This is a genomic window from Pseudomonas maioricensis (assembly GCF_022790535.1).
In the GTDB taxonomy this organism is placed as follows: Bacteria; Pseudomonadota; Gammaproteobacteria; order Pseudomonadales; family Pseudomonadaceae; genus Aquipseudomonas; species Aquipseudomonas maioricensis.
The window spans coordinates 386,949-408,068 of the sequence record NZ_LOHG01000003.1 but is presented as its reverse complement, the minus strand read 5'-3'; the positions used below and the strand labels follow the sequence as shown (position 1 = coordinate 408,068).

General features: G+C 58.0%; 16 protein-coding genes, 2 tRNA genes and 1 pseudogene. 16 read left to right on the top strand and 3 right to left on the bottom strand.

What is annotated here, in order from left to right; translation table 11 throughout:
- Window positions 1-41 precede the first annotated feature (41 nt).
- A complete protein-coding gene (locus AUC61_RS07160) occupies window positions 42-656 on the top strand; it encodes a trimeric intracellular cation channel family protein (protein WP_122663150.1) in 615 nt (204 codons plus the stop codon).
- An 82-nt stretch (window positions 657-738) separates the two neighbouring features.
- Here AUC61_RS07160 and queG read toward each other — a convergent pair whose 3' ends face one another.
- Window positions 739-1,824 (bottom strand): tRNA epoxyqueuosine(34) reductase QueG, encoded by a 1,086-nt coding sequence (gene queG, locus AUC61_RS07155; protein WP_243245268.1) that lies wholly within the window; start codon window positions 1,822-1,824, stop codon window positions 739-741.
- A 62-nt stretch (window positions 1,825-1,886) separates the two neighbouring features.
- On the opposite strand from queG, the gene AUC61_RS07150 reads away from it, so the two are divergent.
- The 13 genes and pseudogenes from AUC61_RS07150 (at window position 1,887) to AUC61_RS26570 (ending at window position 16,900) form a co-directional block, all read left to right on the top strand.
- Window positions 1,887-3,383 (top strand): NAD(P)H-hydrate dehydratase, encoded by a 1,497-nt coding sequence (locus AUC61_RS07150; RefSeq protein WP_243245267.1) that lies wholly within the window; start codon window positions 1,887-1,889, stop codon window positions 3,381-3,383.
- Window positions 3,371-3,841 carry a tRNA (adenosine(37)-N6)-threonylcarbamoyltransferase complex ATPase subunit type 1 TsaE gene (tsaE, locus tag AUC61_RS07145; protein ID WP_243245265.1) on the top strand — a complete coding sequence of 157 codons (471 nt, stop codon included), beginning with the start codon at window positions 3,371-3,373 and terminating at the stop codon, window positions 3,839-3,841. Before AUC61_RS07150 ends, tsaE begins: the two co-directional genes overlap by 13 nt.
- 14 nt (window positions 3,842-3,855) lie before the next feature.
- Window positions 3,856-5,274 (top strand): N-acetylmuramoyl-L-alanine amidase, encoded by a 1,419-nt coding sequence (locus tag AUC61_RS07140; RefSeq protein ID WP_279290934.1) that lies wholly within the window; start codon window positions 3,856-3,858, stop codon window positions 5,272-5,274.
- Complete coding sequence (gene mutL, locus AUC61_RS07135) at window positions 5,271-7,226, top strand: DNA mismatch repair endonuclease MutL (protein ID WP_243245260.1); 1,956 nt, start codon at window positions 5,271-5,273, stop codon at window positions 7,224-7,226. The genes AUC61_RS07140 and mutL overlap by 4 nt, the downstream gene beginning before the upstream one ends.
- Window positions 7,227-8,198: a tRNA (adenosine(37)-N6)-dimethylallyltransferase MiaA gene (gene miaA, locus AUC61_RS07130; protein WP_243245258.1), complete on the top strand. Its 972-nt coding sequence runs from the start codon at window positions 7,227-7,229 to the stop codon at window positions 8,196-8,198.
- Between the two features lie 88 nt (window positions 8,199-8,286).
- Window positions 8,287-8,547 carry an RNA chaperone Hfq gene (hfq, locus tag AUC61_RS07125; RefSeq protein WP_032631228.1) on the top strand — a complete coding sequence of 87 codons (261 nt, stop codon included), beginning with the start codon at window positions 8,287-8,289 and terminating at the stop codon, window positions 8,545-8,547.
- 12 nt (window positions 8,548-8,559) lie between these two features.
- On the top strand, window positions 8,560-9,861 hold the full coding sequence (gene hflX / locus AUC61_RS07120) for a ribosome rescue GTPase HflX (RefSeq protein WP_027900443.1): 1,302 nt from the start codon (window positions 8,560-8,562) through the stop codon (window positions 9,859-9,861).
- Between the two features lie 96 nt (window positions 9,862-9,957).
- Window positions 9,958-11,130 carry an FtsH protease activity modulator HflK gene (gene hflK / locus AUC61_RS07115; RefSeq protein ID WP_243245256.1) on the top strand — a complete coding sequence of 391 codons (1,173 nt, stop codon included), beginning with the start codon at window positions 9,958-9,960 and terminating at the stop codon, window positions 11,128-11,130.
- Window positions 11,130-11,999: a protease modulator HflC gene (hflC, locus tag AUC61_RS07110; protein ID WP_087269871.1), complete on the top strand. Its 870-nt coding sequence runs from the start codon at window positions 11,130-11,132 to the stop codon at window positions 11,997-11,999. Before hflK ends, hflC begins: the two co-directional genes overlap by 1 nt.
- A gap of 281 nt (window positions 12,000-12,280) precedes the next feature.
- Window positions 12,281-13,468 (top strand): ATP phosphoribosyltransferase regulatory subunit, encoded by a 1,188-nt coding sequence (locus tag AUC61_RS07105; protein WP_243245254.1) that lies wholly within the window; start codon window positions 12,281-12,283, stop codon window positions 13,466-13,468.
- Between the two features lie 54 nt (window positions 13,469-13,522).
- Window positions 13,523-14,815 carry an adenylosuccinate synthase gene (locus tag AUC61_RS07100; RefSeq protein ID WP_122663144.1) on the top strand — a complete coding sequence of 431 codons (1,293 nt, stop codon included), beginning with the start codon at window positions 13,523-13,525 and terminating at the stop codon, window positions 14,813-14,815.
- A 123-nt stretch (window positions 14,816-14,938) separates the two neighbouring features.
- A pseudogene (locus AUC61_RS26575) lies at window positions 14,939-15,994 on the top strand (methyl-accepting chemotaxis protein); the annotation flags it as partial.
- Window positions 15,995-16,015: 21 nt separating this feature from the next.
- Window positions 16,016-16,900 carry a methyl-accepting chemotaxis protein gene (locus tag AUC61_RS26570; RefSeq protein WP_422765120.1) on the top strand — a complete coding sequence of 295 codons (885 nt, stop codon included), beginning with the start codon at window positions 16,016-16,018 and terminating at the stop codon, window positions 16,898-16,900.
- Between the two features lie 192 nt (window positions 16,901-17,092).
- On the opposite strand, the gene AUC61_RS07090 is transcribed toward AUC61_RS26570, so the two are convergent.
- Both AUC61_RS07090 and AUC61_RS07085 read right to left on the bottom strand, forming a co-directional pair.
- Window positions 17,093-17,179 (bottom strand) — tRNA-Leu (locus tag AUC61_RS07090).
- A 210-nt stretch (window positions 17,180-17,389) separates the two neighbouring features.
- Window positions 17,390-17,476: transfer RNA gene (locus AUC61_RS07085), tRNA-Leu, on the bottom strand.
- A 225-nt stretch (window positions 17,477-17,701) separates the two neighbouring features.
- Between AUC61_RS07085 and rnr the strand changes: the two genes are divergently transcribed.
- Window positions 17,702-20,332: a ribonuclease R gene (rnr, locus tag AUC61_RS07080; protein WP_243245250.1), complete on the top strand. Its 2,631-nt coding sequence runs from the start codon at window positions 17,702-17,704 to the stop codon at window positions 20,330-20,332.
- Window positions 20,329-21,090, top strand: a complete 762-nt coding sequence (gene rlmB / locus AUC61_RS07075; protein ID WP_122663142.1) for a 23S rRNA (guanosine(2251)-2'-O)-methyltransferase RlmB — start codon at window positions 20,329-20,331, stop codon at window positions 21,088-21,090. The genes rnr and rlmB overlap by 4 nt, the downstream gene beginning before the upstream one ends.
- Window positions 21,091-21,120: the final 30 nt, after the last annotated feature.

The following is a 21,120-nucleotide window of genomic DNA, read 5'->3' as shown; positions in this document are numbered from 1 at the left end:
CTTGCCCTAAACTGCGCGGCTTCGTCGCAGGGACTGCCGCCATGTTGTTGATGCTCTATCTGATCGCTATTACCGCTGAAGCCATGACGGGTGCGTTGTCGGCGGGGCGGCGTGGCATGGACTGGTTCGGTGTGGTGCTGATCGCGTGCGTGACCGCCCTTGGCGGCGGTTCGGTGCGCGATGTTCTACTGGGGCACTACCCACTGACGTGGGTCAAACACCCCGAATACTTGATTCTGACCAGTGTCGCGGCGCTGTTGACCATTTTCATCGCACCGTTGATGCGCCATCTGCGCTCGCTGTTTCTGGTGCTCGACGCCTTGGGGCTGGTGGCTTTTACTTTGATAGGCACGATGACCGCGCTGGAAGTCGGGACCGGCTTGCTGGTGGCCTCTGTCTGCGGCGTGATCACGGGCGTATTTGGCGGCATCCTGCGGGATATCTTCTGCAATGACATTCCCTTGGTGTTCCGCCGTGAGTTGTACGCCAGCGTGTCATTTCTGGCCGCGTGGTGTTTTCTGCTGTGTCAGCACCTGCAGTTGCCTGAGGAGCAGAGCATTCTGATTACCCTGTTCGGCGGTCTGCTGCTTCGCCTGCTGGCTATCCGCTTCAACTGGAACATGCCGAAGTTTGTCTACAAGGGTGATGAGCACTGATGTTTTTTTGTAGGAGCTGCCGAAGGCTGCGAGGGGGGCATCTGACACTCCACCATTCGCAGCCTTCGGCAGCTCCTACGGATCAGCGATTCTGCGCATGCTGCCGCAACGCCCACTCCACATGCTCCCTCACCAATTCCGACGGATAATCCCGTCTTGCCTCAAGCGCCTCCAGCACGGGGATCGTCGACGGTGCATTGCCCAGGCCGACTGCCAGATTGCGCAGCCAGCGCTCATAGCCCGCACGGCGCAGGGGGGAGCCTTCGGTACTGCTGAGGAATTTATCCTCATCCCACATGAACAGCTCGGCCAGGCCTGCGTTATCCAGATTATGCCGTGGCTGGAAGTCGCTCTGATCGGTCGGTCGGGCGAAGCGATTCCACGGGCAGACAATCTGGCAGTCATCACAACCAAATACCCGATTGCCGATCAGCGGACGCAGCTCTTCTGGGATAGCAGTTTTCAGCTCGATGGTCAGATAAGAAATACAACGCCGGGCATCCAGCACATAAGGCCCGACAAAGGCTGCGGTGGGGCAAATGTCCAAACACGCGGTGCAGCGCCCGCAATGCTCGGTCGCGTGGGGTGGATCCACCGGTAACGGCAGGTCGACAAACAGCTCGCTAAGAAAGAAAAAGCTTCCGGCTTTGCGATTGAGTACCAGTGTGTTCTTGCCGATCCAGCCCAGCCCGGCCTGTTCAGCAATGGCTTTTTCCAGCACCGGGGCGCTGTCAACGAAGGCCCGATAGCCAAACGGTCCAATGGCTTGCTGGATGCGCTCGGCCAATTGCTGCACACGCTTGCGAATCAGCTTGTGATAGTCGCGGCCAAGGGCGTAACGCGACACATAGGCTTTTTCCGGCTCGGTCAGGCGTTGCGTCATCTCTGTATCGCCGGGCAGATAGTCCATGCGTAACGAGACTACCCGCAAGGTGCCGGGCACCAGTTCTTCAGGGTGCGAACGTTTGCTGCCATGCGCTGCCATATAGTCCATCTCGCCGTGATAGCCCGCTTCGAGCCAACGCTCAAGGTGCTGCTCGTGTTCGGCGAGATCGAGCCCGGCAATCCCGACTTGCTGAAAGCCCAGCTCGCGGCCCCACTCCTTGATCGACTGAGCAAGGGTGGCGAGGTCAACAGTATTGGGCGAATCAACAGTAATAACGGGCATGCGCAAGGAGAAACCGGGTGGAGGTGCGTATAATTCTGCCAGACATCGGAGCCAAGAGACGCATGGTCAATACGAAACCCCAATTACCCGACGCGCTGTATAGCGCTGCGCAGGTCCGTGACCTCGACGCACAGCTCATCGCTGCGGGCACTTGCGGCAGTGAATTGATGCAGCGCGCAGCCCATGCAACCTGGCGAGCACTGCGCAGACGCTGGCCTGATGTGCATGAGTTAAGCGTGCTGGCCGGGCGCGGCAATAACGCTGGCGACGGGTATCTGGTCGCTGTTCTAGCGCGCAATGCGGGTTGGAATGTGCAGGTGTTTGCCGTGGCAGACCCCGCTGGGCTGACTGGCGATGCCGCTAATGCTCATGCCGAGGCGCTCGCGGCGGGTGTAGCCGTCCAGAACTGGGCCAGTCAACCGTTACGCGGCATTGTACTGGACGCGCTGTTGGGCACAGGCTTGACCGGTGATGTGCGTGAGCCTTACGCGGCTGCTATCGAAGCGATCAATAACAGCGATCAGCCCGTCGTGGCTGTCGACATCCCTTCTGGCCTGAGCGCTGACACAGGGCGTACCCTTGGTGTGGCCGTACGTGCCGATCTTACGGTGACGTATATAGGCCTGAAACTCGGCCTGCTGACCGGCGATGCGGCAGACCTTATCGGTGAACTGGTCTTTGACGATTTGCAGGCAGACCCGGCTATCGTTGCTCAGGCACCCCGCAGCGCGATCCGCCTGGATACGTTCAACCTGCCGGATTTGCCTGGCCGTCCGCGCACGGCCCATAAGGGCATGTACGGTCGTGTTCTGATTATCGGCGGCGATCATGGCTTTGGCGGTGCCAGCCTGTTGACTGCCGAAAGCGCGCTGCGCAGCGGCGCAGGCATGGTGACGCTGGCAACACGCGCTGAACATATTCCTGCCGCGCTGACTCGTTTGCCTGAAGTCATGAGCGCGGCGATTCGCTCGGCAAATCAATTGATGGCGCTGATCGAGCCAGCCAGCATTCTGGTGGTCGGCCCCGGGTTGGGGCAGGCTGCTTGGGGGCGTAGCCTGCTGTCCGCGGCTGCCAATGCCCAAAAGCCGCAAGTATGGGACGCCGACGCACTGAATCAGTTGGCTCAGGGATGGGTTTCGTTGCCTGCAAACAGCGTCATTACCCCGCACCCCGGAGAGGCCGCGCGCCTGCTGGGGATCACCACCCCGCAAGTTCAGGCTGATCGCCCTGCTGCTGCGCGGGCGCTGGCCGATAAATTCAAAGCGGTCTGTGTTCTGAAGGGGACGGGCAGCCTGATCTCCGACGTCGATGGTCGACTGATGTTATGTGATCGCGGCCATCCCGCCATGGCCACCGGTGGCCTGGGGGATGTATTGGCAGGTCTGATTGGCGCCTTGATGGCGCAAAAAATGAAGCCGTTCGACGCGGCGTGTCTGGCGGTGTGGCTGCATGCCAGCGCCGGGCAGCAAGTCGGCGAGGCGGGTCGCGGGTTGGCGGCCAGTGATGTTATTCCAGCCATTCGTCAGTTATTGGAGGAGCAGCAACCGTGTCTGAGTTAACGCTGCATTTGGCCGGTGAAGAGGCCATGACCCGCTTTGGTGAGCGCATTGCCCAAGTGACTCAAGGGGTCGGCGTGATTTTTCTTGAAGGTGATCTGGGGGCGGGGAAAACCACACTTTCGCGGGGCATCATCCGTGGGCTCGGGCATGAGGGTGCGGTCAAGAGCCCCACGTTCACCTTGGTGGAACCCTATGAAATAGGCTCCATTCGCGTGTTCCACTTTGATCTCTATCGGTTGGTTGATCCCGAGGAACTGGAGTACATGGGCATTCGTGATTATCTGGAAGGCGATGCCCTTTGTTTGATCGAGTGGCCCCAGCTCGGTGCAGGCTTTTTGCCAAAGCCTGACCTGACCATTACCATTAGCCCGCATGCGCAAGGTCGAGCACTGACTTTGAGCCCAATTGGCTCGCGTGGCGAAACCTGGTGTGCCGCTTTGGCGCAGGAATTCAAATAGATATGGGGTTAGGTATGCGCATGCGCGCGCTGGTTACTGTAGTGGGTCTGCTTTTGACAGCCCTGGCTGTTGATGCGCTGGCCGCAACACAGGTAAAAAGTGTTCGCTTATGGCGTGCACCGGATAACACACGACTGGTTTTTGACCTGTCCGGTCCCGTCCAGCACAGCGTTTTCACCCTGACTTCTCCTGATCGACTGGTGATTGATATCAACGGCGCCACGTTGGGCGGCCCGTTGAACGTCCCTATGGCCAACACTCCGATTACCAGCATGCGCTCGGCGCAGCGCACAGCTACGGATTTGCGTGTGGTCATCGACCTGAAAAAGGCCGTGACGCCCAAAAGCTTCACCCTGGCCCCGAATCAGCAATACGGTAACCGCCTTGTCGTTGACCTTTTCGATGAGCCGGGTGATGCCAACCCGAGTCCGACCATTCCAGATACGGCCGCGAATACAGCGCCTGCTGTACCGGTCAGCCCTGCCAAGCCCGAGATAAAGCTCACACCAGTGCCTAACGGCAAGCGCGACATCGTGATCGTGATCGACGCTGGTCACGGCGGCGAAGACCCGGGTGCTTCGGGCAGTAGCGGGCAGAAAGAGAAAAACCTCGTTCTGGCTATCGCCAAAGAGCTGCAGCGGCAGATCAATGCTGAAAAGGGCTACCGTGCCGAGTTGACCCGTACTGGCGACTACTTCATCCCGCTGCGCAAGCGGACGGAAATTGCCCGAGCCAAGGGCGCGGACCTGTTTGTGTCGATTCACGCGGATGCTGCGCCTTCGCGCGCGGCTTTTGGTGCCTCGGTGTTCGCGTTGTCTGAGCGCGGCGCAACATCAGAAACCGCACGCTGGCTGGCAGACAGTGAGAACCGCTCTGACTTGATCGGTGGTGCTGGCGCGGTGAGCCTTGATGACAAGGACCGGATGCTGGCGGGCGTGTTGCTGGACCTGTCCATGACCGCTTCGCTGTCCTCAAGCCTCAATGTCGGACAGAAGGTCCTCACCAACATTGGTCGCGTGACGTCGCTGCACAAGTCCAGGGTCGAGCAGGCGGGCTTCATGGTGCTCAAGTCGCCTGATATTCCGTCGATCCTCGTAGAAACCGGGTTCATCTCTAACAATGCCGAAGCTGCGAAGCTCAGCGCCGCCTCGCACCAGCAGGCACTGGCGCGCTCGATCAATTCCGGCGTGAAACAGTTCTTCCAGCAAAACCCGCCACAAGGCACCTACATTGCCTGGTTGCGTGATAACGGCAAGCTCGCTCAGGGGCCGCGCAACCACGTAGTTCGCTCGGGCGAAAGCCTCTCGATGCTGGCTGCCCGCTACGATATGAGCCCTGCCGCATTGCGCAGCGCCAATAACCTGAAGACGGATGAGTTGCGTGTCGGGCAGGACCTGAAAATCCCTAGCTCTGAGGTGGCGACTCAACCATGACCGATCTTCTACTCGACAGTGTTGAGCCTGGTGTCCAGGCGCACACCGGCAATGCATCCTTCAATGCTGCGCGTATTGAATTGCTCAGCCCGCGACTGGCCAACCAGATCGCGGCGGGTGAAGTGGTCGAGCGGCCAGCGTCCGTCATCAAAGAGTTGCTGGAAAACAGCCTCGACTCTGGCGCCAAACGTATTGACGTGGATGTCGAGCAGGCCGGGATCAAGTTGCTGCGAGTGCGTGACGACGGCAGTGGCATTTCTTCAGATGACCTGCCATTGGCTCTGGCCCGCCACGCCACCAGCAAGATTCGCGAGCTTGAAGACCTCGAACGGGTCATGAGCCTCGGGTTTCGAGGGGAAGCGCTGGCGTCGATCAGCTCCGTCGCGCGGCTGACCCTGACCTCTAGAACGCGGGATGCCGATCAGGCCTGGCAAGTTGAAACCGAGGGGCGCGACATGGCCTCCCGTGTTCAGCCTGCTGCGCACCCTGTGGGTACGTCGGTGGAAGTCCGTGACCTGTTTTTCAACACCCCGGCACGGCGCAAGTTTCTCAAAGCTGAAAAAACCGAATTCGATCACCTGCAGGAAGTGATCAAACGCATGGCGCTCGCACGTTTCGACGTGGCGTTCCACCTGCGGCACAACGGCAAGACGATCCTCAGCCTGCACGAAGCCAACGACGACACTGCCCGAGCCCGACGCGTTTCAGCGATTTGCGGTCCCGGTTTTCTCGAGCAGGCGCTGCCCATCGAGATTGAGCGCAATGGCTTGCACCTGTGGGGGTGGGTCGGGTTGCCGACGTTTTCCCGCAGTCAGGCTGATTTGCAATATTTCTTTGTGAACGGTCGGGCAGTGCGCGACAAGCTTGTGGCCCATGCCGTGCGTCAGGCGTATCGCGATGTGTTGTTCAATGGCCGTCACCCGACTTTCGTGCTGTTCTTCGAGGTTGATCCTGCGGTCGTCGACGTCAACGTGCACCCGACCAAGCACGAAGTCCGCTTCCGTGACGGGCGCATGGTCCATGACTTCCTGTACGGCACTTTGCACCGGGCGCTAGGCGATGTTCGGCCTGAAGATCAGTTGGCTGGCTCAGTGCCGGTTACCGCCGTGGAGCGCCCGACTGGCCCGCAAGCCGGTGAATTCGGGCCGCAGGGTGAAATGCGTCTGGCCAATAATCTATTGGAGCAGCCGCAGGCTCAGCCCTATGCGCCACCAGCCGGTTCAGGTGCGGGCGCCGGTTATCAATATCAGTACACGCCGCGCCCTGCGTCGACGTTGCCTGCGGCCGAGGCGCAAAGTGCCTATCGCGAGTTTTATGCACCGTTGCCCGGCACGCCTGCCGTTTCGCTACCGGAAACTCAGGGCGATATTCCCCCCTTGGGCTACGCCTTGGCGCAACTCAAAGGCATTTATATTCTGGCGGAAAACGCTCACGGTCTGGTGCTGGTAGACATGCACGCCGCACACGAGCGCATCATGTATGAGCGCCTGAAGATTGCGATGGCCAGTGAAGGCCTCAGCGGTCAGCCTTTATTAGTGCCTGAGTCCATTGCGGTCAGTCAGCGTGAAGCCGATTGCGCTGAAGAGCACATCGAGACATTCCAACGCCTGGGCTTTGAGTTGCAACGTCTTGGCCCTGAAAGTCTGGCAATCCGGCAGATTCCGGCCTTGTTGAAGCAGGCCGAGGCCAATCGGCTGGTCAGCGACGTGCTGGCCGATCTGATGGAATACGGCACCAGTGACCGTGTTCAGGCTCACATGAACGAATTGCTGGGCACCATGGCGTGCCATGGCGCAATCCGGGCCAACCGCCGTCTGGCGATTCCTGAAATGAACGGTCTGCTGCGCGACATGGAAAACACCGAGCGCAGCGGTCAATGCAACCATGGCCGACCTACCTGGACCCAAATGGGCCTGGATGATCTGGACAAACTCTTCCTGCGCGGTCGTTGAATGAGCGCTCTACCTCCGGCCATCTTTCTGATGGGGCCGACGGCTTCGGGTAAAACCGATCTGGCCATGGAACTGTGTAAAGTCCTCCCTTGCGAGCTGATCAGTGTCGATTCGGCGCTGGTCTATCGTGGCATGGACATCGGAACTGCCAAGCCTTCCAAGGCACAATTGGCCGAATTTCCTCACCGACTGGTGGATATTCTTGATCCGTCCGAAAGCTATTCGGCGGCTGATTTTCGCGCGGATGCACTGTTTGCGATGGCTGAAATAACCGCTCGGGGTAAAATTCCGCTGCTGGTTGGCGGCACTATGTTGTATTTCAAGGCTCTATTGGACGGGCTGGCAGATATGCCAGCCGCTGACGCAGGTGTTCGGGCGGAGCTGGAAGCGCAGGCAGCAGCCCATGGCTGGCAGGCTTTACACGACCAGTTGGCCATAGTGGATCCAGTATCTGCGGCTAGAATCCACCCCAATGATCCGCAGCGATTGATACGTGCGCTGGAGGTTTATCGGGTCAGTGGGTTGAACATGACAGCACATAGAGAACAACAAAGTGCGCAAACTACTGATGCTGCGGCTTCTGGTAGACCGCAATTGCCCTATACTGTCGCCAGCCTGGCCATTGCTCCGGCAGATCGCAAGGTGTTGCACGGCCGTATAGCATCAAGATTTTCAACAATGCTGGACCAGGGATTCCTGGACGAAGTTCTGGCGTTACGCTCAAGAGGCGACCTGCATGCGGGTTTGCCGTCTATAAGAGCCGTCGGTTATCGCCAGGTCTGGGATCATCTGGATGGAAAACTGACATGGGCCGAGATGCAGGAGCGTGGGATCATTGCCACGCGCCAACTGGCCAAACGACAGTTTACCTGGCTACGCAGTTGGGACGATTTACACTGGCTAGACAGTCTGGCCAGCGACAATTTGCCACGCACCTTGAAATACCTGGGGTCGGTCTCCATATTGAGCTGAGTCCTTGCAATAGCCGTCTATCCTTGGGGGGTGGCGGTTCAAGCCAATTGAATTCGAATTATTATTGATCCTTAAAGGAGTGCGGCACATGTCAAAAGGGCATTCGCTACAAGACCCTTACCTGAACACCCTACGTAAAGAGAAGGTTGGGGTTTCGATCTATCTCGTCAACGGTATCAAGCTGCAAGGCACCATCGAGTCCTTTGACCAGTTCGTTATTTTGCTGAAGAACACTGTCAGCCAAATGGTCTACAAGCACGCCATCTCTACCGTTGTACCGGTTCGTCCAATTCGTCTGCCAAGCGCAAACGAAGGTGAGCAGGGCGACGCCGAGCCAGGTAACGCCTGATAGGAGTCTGCTTTGTTCTTTGAGCGCCACAGTGGTGGTGAACGCGCGATACTCGTTCATCTGGATGGTCAGGACCCTGAGGCGCGCGAAGATCCGCAGGAGTTTCGGGAGTTGGCCATATCGGCTGGCGCCGATACCGTCGCGTTCGTCAACGTGCCGCGTCATCGGCCATCGGCCAAATATCTGATTGGCAGCGGCAAGGTCGAGGAACTTCGCGATCAGGTCAAAGCTGAAAAAATCGATATCGTCATCTTCAATCACGTGCTCACACCCAGTCAGGAACGTAACCTCGAACGTGTTTTCGAGTGTCGCGTACTTGATCGCACGGGGTTGATCCTCGACATCTTTGCGCAACGTGCGCGTACTCATGAAGGTAAATTGCAGGTCGAGCTGGCTCAGCTCGAGCATATGAGTACGCGGCTGGTCCGTGGCTGGACTCACCTTGAGCGTCAGGGCGGTGGTATTGGCCTGCGTGGTCCCGGTGAAACCCAGCTGGAAACTGACCGGCGTCTGTTGCGGGTTCGTCTGCGGCAGATCAAAGGCCGTCTTGAAAAGGTTCGCAGCCAGCGTGAGCAGGCTCGTCGGGGGCGCAAGCGCGCCGACATCCCTTCGGTTTCACTGGTTGGCTATACCAACGCCGGCAAATCGACACTGTTCAATGCTGTGACCGATTCCGACGTGTTTGCTGCGGATCAGCTCTTCGCCACGCTCGACCCGACCCTGCGCCGTCTGCAACTCGACGACCTGGGGCCTATCGTGCTGGCTGACACCGTGGGCTTTATTCGCCACCTGCCGCACAAGCTGGTTGAGGCCTTTCGCGCTACGCTCGAAGAGTCCAGCAACTCTGACCTGCTGCTTCACGTCATCGACTCTCACGAGCCTGATCGCATGGAGCAGATCGAACAGGTTATGGCTGTACTTGGCGAGATCGGTGCCGAGGGCTTGCCGATACTTGAGGTCTATAACAAACTCGACCTGCTTGAAGGGGTAGAACCGCAGATACAGCGTGATGCCGATGGCAAACCGCAACGTGTCTGGGTGTCCGCCCGTGATGGTCGAGGGCTGGATCTGCTCAAGCAGGCCGTTGCGGAATTACTGGGTGATGACCTGTTTGTCGGCACCCTGCATCTGTCTCAGGATTTTGCCCGGCTGCGTGCCCAGTTCTTCGAGCTGGGTGCGGTGCAGAGCGAAGAATATGATGAGCAAGGCAGCAGCCTGTTGGCAGTACGTTTACCGCGCGTTGAGTTCAATCGTCTGGTGAGTCGCGAAGGACTGCAGCCGCTGGAATTCATCGAGCAACACACTTTGCAATAAAAGCGTGAGAAAGCCGTTGTACGGCTCTCTTGGGCATTCTGTAGCATTGGTCGGCGCGCCGCGGGCGCGTCTTTGCTTTATCAGATGGAGAGCGCTATGGCTTGGAATGAGCCGGGTGGCAACTCGAATAATCAGGATCCTTGGGGTGGTAAGCGCAAGGGCGGCGACCGCAAGGGGCCACCGGATCTCGACGAGGCCTTCCGAAAGCTGCAGGAAAGCCTGAATGGGTTGTTCGGTGGTGGTAAGAAACGCAGTGGTGGTGACGGTGGTGGTGACAGCAACCCTGGCAAGGGTGGCGGTGTCGGCTTGCTGGGCATTGGTCTGGTCGTGCTGGTCGCGATCTGGCTGTACAGCGCCATTTACGTTGTGGACGAGCAGGAGCAGGCCGTCGTGCTGCGCTTCGGTCAGTACCACGAGACAGTAGGCTCGGGTCTTAATATCTATTTCCCGCCATTCGATCGCAAGTACATGGAAAACGTGACTCGCGAACGTGCCTACAGCAAACAAGGCCAGATGCTGACTGAAGACGAAAACATCGTCGAAGTGCCGCTGACTGTGCAGTACAAGATTTCCAACCTGCGTGATTTCGTGCTGAACGTTGATCAGCCGGAAGTCAGTCTGCAGCACGCCACTGAAAGTGCCCTGCGCCATGTCGTGGGTTCCACTGCCATGGACCAAGTGCTGACTGAAGGTCGTGAGCTGATGGCGAGCGAAATCAAGGAGCGTCTGCAACGCTTCCTCGATACCTATCGCACCGGTATCACGGTGACTCAGGTGAACGTACAAAGCGCTGCTGCGCCACGTGAAGTTCAGGAAGCATTCGATGACGTGATTCGTGCCCGTGAAGACGAGCAGCGTTCGCGTAACCAGGCTGAAACCTACGCTAACGGTGTAATCCCGGAAGCACGCGGTCAGGCTCAGCGCATTATCGAAGACGCTAACGGCTATCGTGACGAAGTGATCTCGCGCGCTAAAGGTGAAGCTGATCGCTTTACCAAGCTGGTTGCCGAGTATCGCAAGGCTCCGGAAGTGACGCGTGAGCGTCTGTATCTGGACACCATGCAAGAGCTGTTCACCAATACCAGCAAAGTGCTGGTGACCGGTGATAAAGGGCAGAACAACCTGCTTTATCTGCCGCTCGACAAGATGATCGAAAATGGCCGTAGTGGTAACAGCACTGCCCCGACTACCGGTGCAAACACTGCTGGAGCTGATGTTGGTGCCCGCGCCGCAGAGATTCAGCAGCCGCGTACAAGGGAGACTCGCTGATGAGCAATAAATCGCTGATCGCCCTGATTGTTGCTGTGGTGCTGGCAGTGGTTGCCTGGAACAGCTTGTTTATCGTGTCCCAGACCGAACGTGCCGTAATGCTGCAATTTGGCCGCGTGGTTGAGCCCAATATTCAACCGGGTCTGCACGTGAAGATTCCTTACGTCAACCAGGTGCGCAAGTTTGATGGTCGCCTGCTGACGCTGGACGCACCGACTCAACGTTTCCTGACGCTGGAAAAGAAAGCGGTCATGGTTGATGCCTACGCCAAGTGGCGTGTGAAGGATGCAGAAGTGTTCTACACGGCTACATCCGGCCTCAAGCAAATCGCTGATGAGCGTCTGTCGCGTCGTCTCGAATCCGGTCTGCGTGACCAGTTCGGTAAGCGCACCCTGCACGAAGCTGTGTCGGGCGAGCGTGACGCGTTGATGGCTGACATCACTGCCTCGTTGAATGCCATGGCGAGCAAGGAACTGGGCATCGAGGTTATCGACGTTCGGGTCAAGGCTATCGACTTGCCGAAGGAAGTGAACCGCAGCGTTTTCGAGCGGATGAGTACCGAGCGTGAACGTGAAGCGCGTGAGCATCGTGCCAAGGGTAACGAGCTGGCTGAAGGTATTCGTGCCGACGCCGATCGTCAGCGTCGTGTGTTGTTGGCTGAAGCCTATCGCGAGTCGGAAGAGGCGCGCGGTGATGGTGATGCACAAGCTTCCGCGATCTACTCCAAGGCGTACGGTCAGGATCAGGAGTTCTATGCGTTCTACCGCAGCCTGCGTGCCTACCGTGAAAGCTTCGCGAACAAGAGTGACGTGATGGTTCTGGATCCGAGCAGCGATTTCTTCCGCTACCTGGAAAAATCCAAGCCGTGATCTGAAAGCTGCAATTCACCCGCCGGGCGGCAAAACCGTCTGGCGGGGTGATCATGCGGTAAAACGTGTGTATGATGCGGCAGCCGGGAAATTCCCGGCTTTTTTGCGTCTGCACGATTGATTGGCCACGGCAGTGGCATGATTTTCGAGGACAGTGGTCTGAAAGAGCCATTCTCGGGCGCTCGCCGTGCCCGCAAGAATGCGCGCAGCACCTGACCACTCTCTGCTTTACTCAAGGCCCGCCTCGGCGCGGGTCGCCCGGATCATAGGGGAAAGGCGTAATGGCAACGGTTGACCGCTGGCTGCTACCAGATGGCATCGAAGAAGTACTGCCACCTGAAGCGGCGCGCATTGAAGTAGCGCGTCGTCAGGTGTTGGATCTGTTCCAGAGCTGGGGCTATGAATTCGTAGTTACCCCTCATATCGAATACCTTGAATCCTTGCTCACTGGCGCGGGCTCCGACCTTGATCTGCGCACCTTCAAAGTGATCGACCCGCAGTCCGGTCGGCAAATGGGTTTTCGCGCCGACATCACGCCGCAAGTGGCGCGCATCGATGCGCATACCCTGCGCCGTGAGGGCCCGAGCCGTCTGTGCTACGCCGGTAGCGTGCTGCATGCGCAGCCGCGTGCCCTGTCTTCTTCTCGCAGCCCGATTCAGCTGGGCGCGGAGTTGTACGGTGATGCGAGCCCAAGCAGCGACGTTGAAGTCATCAGCTTGATGCTGGCCATGCTGCAACTGGCCGATGTGCCAGATGTGCACATGGACCTTGGTCACGTGGGTATCTACCGTGGTCTGGCACGCGCAGCTGGTTTGTCTGGCGAGGTCGAGCAATTGCTGTTTGATGCCCTGCAGCGCAAGGCTATCGACGAAGTGATCGAGCTGACTGCCAATCTGCCTGCTGACCTGGCGTCCATGCTGCGTGCGCTGGTCGATCTGTGCGGCGGTCGTGAAGTGCTGGCTGCGGCCCGCGATCGTCTGGCCAGTGCGCCGGCGCCGGTGCTGGCAGCGCTTGATGACCTGCTGACTGTGGCTGAGCGTCTTGCGACCCGCTTCCCTGAGCTACCGTTGTACTTCGACCTCGGTGAACTGCGCGGTTATCACTATCACACGGGTGTTGTTTTCGCCGTGTTCGTTCCGGGCGTGGGTCAATCCATTGCTCAGGGCGGTCGCTATGACGACATCGGTGCGGATTTCGGTCGGGCTCGCCCGGCCACCGGTTTTTCCACGGACCTGAAAACCCTCGTGACATTGGGTCGTGCGGAAATCGAATTGCCTTCCGGCGGTATCTGGATGCCGGACAGTACGGATGCAGCACTCTGGCAGCAGGTTTGTCAGTTGCGCAGTGAAGGTCAGCGTGTTGTGCAGGCATTGCCTGGGCAGCTGGTGGCTGCAGCGCGTGAGGCCGATTGTGATCGGCAATTGATTCAGCATGGCGAGCGTTGGCAAGTCGTGCCGCTGGCTTCTTGAGTTTTCCTGTCGGCGGCCGCCGACACCAAGTTTGCGTGAATGAGGACAAGTGTTATGGGTAAGAATGTCGTAGTCCTGGGCACCCAATGGGGTGATGAGGGCAAAGGCAAGATCGTTGATCTGCTGACCGAACATGCTACCGCTGTAGTGCGTTACCAGGGTGGCCACAACGCGGGTCACACTCTGGTGATCGACGGCGAAAAAACCGTATTGCACCTGATTCCGTCCGGTGTACTGCGTGAAGGCGTGCAATGCCTCATCGGTAACGGTGTGGTGGTTGCGCCGGACGCACTGATGCGCGAAATCATCAAGCTGGAAGAGAAAGGCATCCCGGTGCGTGAGCGTCTGCGCATCAGCCCGTCCTGCCCGCTGATCCTGTCGTATCACGTTGCGCTGGATCAGGCGCGTGAAAAGGCGCGTGGCGAGTTCAAGATCGGTACCACCGGTCGTGGCATTGGCCCGGCTTACGAAGACAAGGTTGCACGTCGTGGCCTGCGCATTGGCGATCTGTTCCATCGTGAGCGTTTCGCGGCCAAGCTGGGCGAGTTGCTCGACTATCACAACTTTGTGCTGGTCAATTACTACAAAGAGCCTGCCATCGACTTCCAGAAGACTCTGGACGAGTGCATGGAATACGCCGAGCTGCTCAAACCGCTGATGCTCGACGTTACCGCTGCGCTGCATGAAATGCGTCGCGACGGCAAAGACATCATGTTCGAAGGTGCTCAGGGTTCGCTGCTGGACATTGACCACGGTACCTATCCGTATGTCACCAGTTCCAACACCACTGCTGGAGGTATCGCCACCGGTTCGGGTTTTGGTCCGATGTACCTGGATTACATCCTGGGTATCACCAAGGCTTACACCACGCGCGTAGGCTCGGGTCCATTCCCGACAGAGCTGTTCGATGACGTGGGTGCTTTCCTGGCCAAGCGTGGGCACGAATTTGGTGCAACTACCGGCCGTGCTCGTCGTTGCGGCTGGTTTGATGCCGTGATCCTGCGTCGCGCTATCGAAATCAACAGCATCTCCGGCATCTGCCTGACCAAGCTCGACGTACTGGATGGCCTCGAAACCATCAATATCTGCGTGGGTTACGAGAACGAGCAGGGCGCAGTCATCGAAGCGCCTACCGATGCCGACAGCTACCTGGGCCTCAAGCCTGTGTACGAGCAAGTGCCGGGCTGGTCTGAATCGACGCTGGGCGCCAAGACGCTTGAAGAGCTGCCAGCCAATGCTCGCGCTTACATCAAGCGTCTGGAGGAGCTGGTCGGTGCGCCAATCGACATTATCTCGACAGGTCCTGATCGCAACGAAACCATCGTGTTGCGTCACCCGTTTGGTTGATAAGTCGTTGAAATAAAAACAAAGGGTCGCTTATGCGGCCCTTTGTTTTTTCTGTTTTACCGTGACCACCGGAACGGCACGGCGATTGCTGTAATAAGCGTCAGAAAAGGTGCCATCATTTTAATGGCGCCGATGGTGGAGGGATTCCCCGTGTCAGCTGTCCTTTCTCTTTTGCGCAGCCGCTTGCTGCGTCCCGTGTTTATTGCCTTGGGTGTCGCTCTTTTGGTGCAGGTGCTCGTTGCGGTCGCTCTTACCCGGAGCACTGTTACGGCGCTTGAAGCCGATCTTGCGAGTCGTCTTGGGGTAGATTCGCAACACTTGTCTACCGAACTGGAGCAAGCCAGTCGCGAAGTAACCTCCAGTCTCGACAGTCTCTCGACCAGTACCAGTCAGCGCCTGAGTGCCGGTCTGGCTGATCGCTTGAAAGGCGAGCAGGGGCAATTGCGTGCCACTCTTGAAAAAGACCTGAAAGAGTCCGCTACTGATATGGCGGAGCTTCTCGCTGCTGTGGCGCCTCGCGCCATGTGGGATAACGATACGCCAACGCTCTCCGAGTTTGCCCGTCGCGCGCAGCGTAATCCCAATGTGTTGTTCGTGGTTTATGACGATGCGGCAGGAGAGCATCTAACCCGCTACCTGAATCGCGAAAACCCTCTTATCCAGGCGTTGCTTGCCAAGGGAGAAGGTGAGCGGGCCATGGATAAGGTGCTTAGTGCGGCCAAAAACGACGCATCGGTTTACTACGTTGAAGCTTCGATAAGCCCGAACGGGGTCGAAATCGGCAAGGTGCGTATGGGTGTTTCCACTTCCGCAGTTGAAGAGAACCTTGCTGCTCTGGACAAGCGTTTTGCAACGCTTATCACCAGTGGCGGGCAGTTAGTCTCTGAAAGTCTTGGAGGTGCCTCGAAAGATAGCTCGGCGGCACTGCGAGCGCGTCTGGATTCCGCTCAAACGGCCGCTTCGGCCATGGCGACCAACACGGCGTCAGCAGTAAAGGAAGCATCTGAAACACTGCGCTGGCGGATCGGCATGGGTCTGGCGCTGGTCGGGCTGGGGGTACTGTTGGTGTTGGCGGTAGTGTTGGGTCGTCGGGTCGTCAACAAGCTGCTGTTGTTGATCGCAGCGCTGGATGATCTGGCAGCTGGCGAGGGTGATCTGACCAAGCGGGTCAAGCTCGACAGCAAAGACGAAATTGGCGACATGGCCGCCGCGGTCAATCGTTTTGTCGCCAAGCTTCAACCGATTGTCCGCGAGGCAGGGGATGTGGCGCAGCGCACGGGTGTTGAAATCAATGCGATGAGCCAGCGTAACGCCGGTGCGGGAGCTGCTGCAGCGCTGCAGCGCGATGAAGTTGCTGCGAGTCTGCAAGCCCTTGAGCATATGGCTGAAGAGGCTCAGTCCGAGAGCCACGCGATGCAGGCAGCTTTGCGGCAGGTAGTGGATATTCGTCAGGCAACCGATGAAAACACGCGTACCTCAAATCAGGTCGGTGGGTTGATCGAGGCTCTGGCCGGTCAGGTCGAGACTGGTTCTAAAGTCATTGAGCGGCTCGCTCAGCAAAGCGAGCAGATCGAAGTGGTGCTGGAAGTGATTCATGGCATTGCCGAACAGACCAATTTGCTGGCGTTGAACGCAGCCATTGAGGCGGCGCGTGCAGGTGAGACGGGTCGAGGCTTTGCTGTGGTGGCAGACGAGGTTCGTGCACTGGCGAGCAAGACGCAAAGCTCCACTGGGGATATTCAGGCGCACATCGGTGCTTTGCAGTCGGGTGCGAAAGAAGCGGTGGCGGCCATTGGTCTGGCTGGACGGCAGGCTAATGAGGGGCTGACAGTGCTGCGCAACAGCGCCAGATTGCAGCAGACGGTTCAAGAATCTGTAGAGCAGGTGCATGCGGCGATTGGTCTGGCAACCAAGGCAGCAGTGCATCAGGCCGAAGGTGCTCACGCGGTGAGAGGGCGTGTCGAGGTGATTCATGCCCAGGCTCAGCGTGCGGCGCAGGTCGTCGAAGAGACTACGGCGAGCGGCAAAGTGCTGGATGGCCTGGCTGCGCAGTTGAAGGCGAGTCTGGGGCAGTTCCGGGCGTAGCGAGTGGGGCGGCTATGATGGGCTTTTGTGGGAGCGGTGCTTGCCCGCGATAAGGCTGGATGCGATTCACTTTAGATCGCGTCGCCCTTATCGCGGGCAAGCACCGCTCCCACAGGTTTTGCGTCAACTCAGTAACTTTTTCCAAACCCCAGAAAGCACAAAACCGAGCACATGGCTCGGTTTTGTTTGAATTGGTGCCCAGAAGAAGACTCGAACTTCCACGACCTTGCGGTCACCAGCACCTGAAGCTGGCGTGTCTACCAATTTCACCATCTGGGCAGCATCAGCAGCGTTGCACGCCGTTGATGGAGCGCACTATACGGAGCGGTTTTTGATCTGTAAACCCCTGTTTTGGTTTTAATAAATGCTTTTCAGCTTCAGGAAACAAAAAAGCATAAAACTAAAAGCCAACCCAAACCCTGAAATGCAAAAACCCGCTTTCGCGGGTTTTTGGTGAGTCACCAGATTTTGAAATCTGTTGCTCTGAATTGGTGCCCAGAAGAAGACTCGAACTTCCACGACCTTGCGGTCACCAGCACCTGAAGCTGGCGTGTCTACCAATTTCACCATCTGGGCAGCATCGAAAAGCGTCTGCCTGTCGATGGCGCGCACTATACGGAGCGCCTTTTGCACTGTAAACCCCCAGTGGTTAAAATATTTGAAAAAATTCGCAGGCGGTGTATTCAAAGGCTTTTTTGCATCCGGTCACGGGTTTTTCAACTGCTGTTCGAGTGTGAAATTTCCCGTTTCAATAGGTGTATGCCAAACTAGCCCGCATATAGACAAGGTGAAAACTATCTAATGGCCGATTGGCAGTCCCTCGATCCCGAGGCCGCTCGTGAAGCGGAAAAATACGAAAACCCTATCCCCAGCCGTGAATTGATTCTGGCTCACCTCTCCGATCGCGGTTCGCCTGCGAGTCGTGAGCAGATGGTGGAAGAATTTGGCCTGACAACTGAAGATCAGTTCGAAGCCCTGCGCCGCCGTTTGCGAGCCATGGAGCGCGACGCTCAGTTGATCTACACCCGTCGTGGCACCTATGCCCCGGTGGACAAGCTGGACCTGATCCTGGGGCGTATCTCCGGGCATCGTGATGGTTTCGGCTTCCTGGTACCCGATGACGGCAGTGACGACCTGTTCATGAGTCCGGCCCAGATGCGTCTGGTGTTCGACGGCGACCGTGCTCTGGCGCGCGTTTCCGGCCTGGACCGTCGTGGTCGCCGCGAAGGTGTGATCGTCGAAGTGATTTCCCGTGCCCACGAAACCGTGGTCGGTCGATACTTCGAAGAGGCCGGCATTGGCTTTGTCATTCCTGACAATCCAAAAATCCAGCAGGAAGTGCTGGTCACACCGGGTCGTAACAACAACGCGAAGATCGGTCAGTTCGTAGAGGTGAAAATCACCCACTGGCCAACACCGCGCTTCCAGCCTCAGGGCGATATCGTCGAAGTCGTGGGCAACTACATGGCTCCCGGCATGGAAATCGATGTTGCACTGCGCACCTACGATATTCCTCACGTCTGGCCAGAGGCCGTGCTCAAAGAAGCCGCCAGGCTCAAGCCGGAAGTTGAAGAAAAAGACAAAGAAAATCGCGTCGACCTGCGCCATCTACCGTTCGTCACCATTGACGGTGAAGATGCTCGCGACTTCGACGATGCGGTTTATTGCGAAGCCAAACCCGGCAAACTGCGCCTGTTCTCGGGCGGCTGGAAGCTTTACGTCGCTATCGCTGACGTGTCGAGCTACGTGAAGATCGGTTCTGCTCTGGATGCCGAGTCGCAGGTGCGTGGCACCTCGGTTTACTTCCCTGAGCGGGTCGTGCCAATGCTGCCTGAGCAGCTTTCCAACGGCTTGTGCTCGCTGAATCCGCACGTTGATCGCCTGGCCATGGTTTGTGAGATGACCATCTCCAAAACTGGCGAGATGACTGATTACGTGTTCTATGAGGCTGTCATCCACTCCCATGCCCGCCTGACTTACAACAAAGTCAGCACCATGCTGGAGCAGCCGAAAAGCAGCGACGCTCGCCAGTTGCGTGGCGAATACCCGGACGTGCTGCCTCACCTGAAGCAGCTTTATGCGCTGTACAAGGTGTTGCTGGGTGCTCGTCATACGCGCGGCGCGATCGATTTTGAAACGCAGGAAACCCGGATCATTTTCGGTACCGAGCGCAAGATCGCTGAAATCCGCCCGACCACTCGTAACGACGCACACAAGCTGATCGAGGAGTGCATGCTGGCTGCTAACGTAGCCACTGCCGAGTTCCTCAAGAAGCACGAAATTCCTGCTCTGTACCGCGTGCACGATGGTCCGCCACCCGAGCGTCTGGAAAAACTCCGTGCGTTTCTCGGTGAGCTGGGTCTGTCTCTGCACAAAGGCAAGGACGGTCCAACTCCGAAGGATTATCAGGCACTGCTTGAGACTGTTCGGGATCGTCCGGACTATCACCTGATTCAGACCGTCATGCTGCGTTCGTTGAGTCAGGCGGTATACAGCTCTGACAACAACGGCCACTTCGGCTTGAATTACGAGGCGTATACCCACTTTACCTCGCCGATTCGCCGTTATCCGGACTTGCTGACTCACCGCGCAATCCGCAGTGTGATCCGCTCGAAGCAGGACACGCCGCACGTGCGCCGAGCGGGTGCTGCCGTAATCCCGAAAGCTCGTATCTATCCGTACGACGATGCCATTCTCGAGCAGTTGGGTGAGCAGTGTTCGATGAACGAGCGCCGCGCCGATGAAGCTACGCGTGACGTGGTCAACTGGCTCAAATGTGAGTTCATGAAAGACCGCGTAGGCGAGTCTTTCCCTGGGGTGATCACCGCTGTGACTGGTTTTGGTCTGTTTGTTGAACTGACTGATATCTATGTCGAAGGTCTGGTGCACGTCACCGCTTTGCCGGGCGATTATTATCATTTCGATCCGCTGCATCACCGCCTGGCGGGCGAGCGCACCGGTCGCAGCTTCCGTTTGGGCGATACCGTTGAAGTGCGCGTCATGCGTGTTGATCTGGATGAGCGCAAGATCGACTTCGAAATGGCCGAAAAAACCATCAGCGCGCCGATTGGCCGCAAGCGTCGCGGCGCCGAGCCGCAGGCTGTTGAAAAAGCCGCTGCTCCGGAGCGTACGCCGAGCAAGCGTCCGGCAAAGGCTAAAGCCAAGGCCAGCGCCGAGCCAGAGGCCTACCGGCCTAGCGATGCAGCCGCGAAAAACGCTGAAGTGCGTAAAAGCCGCGAACTGAAACAGGCTCTGCTGGCTGAAGCGAAGGGTGGTAGCAAGGCATCGTCGGGAAAGTCCGGTAAAGCTGGTTCTGCCCCTTCGTCGGACAGACCTGCTAAGCCCAGTAAACACCGTAAAGGCCCGCCTAAAGCGGGCTCTGCACCCGCCGCGAAGAGCGGCGGGGTGCGCAAGCCTAAGGCCAAGTCATGAGTTCGTTGGAAAAAATCTACGGCGTGCATGCTGTAGAAGCGTTGTTACGTCACCACCCTAAGCGGGTCAAGCAAATCTGGCTGGCCGAGGGTCGTAATGATCCTCGCGTTCAGGTGCTGGTCGCGCTGGCCGGTGAAAATCGTGTTTCGATCGGTCAGGCCGAGCGTCGCGAAATGGACGCCTGGGTTGAAGGTGTTCACCAGGGTGTTGTTGCGGAAGTCAGCCCTAGCCAGGTCTGGGGCGAGGCAATGCTCGATGAATTGCTGGATCGTACCGAGGGTGCCCCGCTGATCCTTGTGCTCGATGGCGTAACCGATCCGCACAACCTCGGTGCGTGCCTGCGCACGGCTGATGCTGCTGGTGCTTTGGCAGTTGTCGTGCCCAAGGACAAGTCGGCAACGTTGACTCCGGCCGTGCGTAAAGTTGCTTGCGGCGCTGCTGAAGTCATTCCTCTGGTTGCTGTAACTAACCTGGCCCGCACCCTGGAAAAACTCCAGCAGCGCGGTCTTTGGGTTGTCGGTACGGCGGGGGAGGCTGAGCAGGAGTTGTATCAGCAGGACCTGACCGGCCCGACCATCCTGATCATGGGTGCCGAAGGCAAAGGCATGCGTCGTCTGACCCGTGAACACTGCGATTATCTGGTTCGCCTGCCGATGGCTGGCAGTGTCAGCAGCCTCAACGTATCGGTCGCGACAGGTGTTTGCCTGTTCGAGGCCATGCGTCAGCGCAACGTAAAAGCGGCTGGAACCAAGAAGTAATATCCCTGTAGGAGCTGCCGTAGGCTGCGA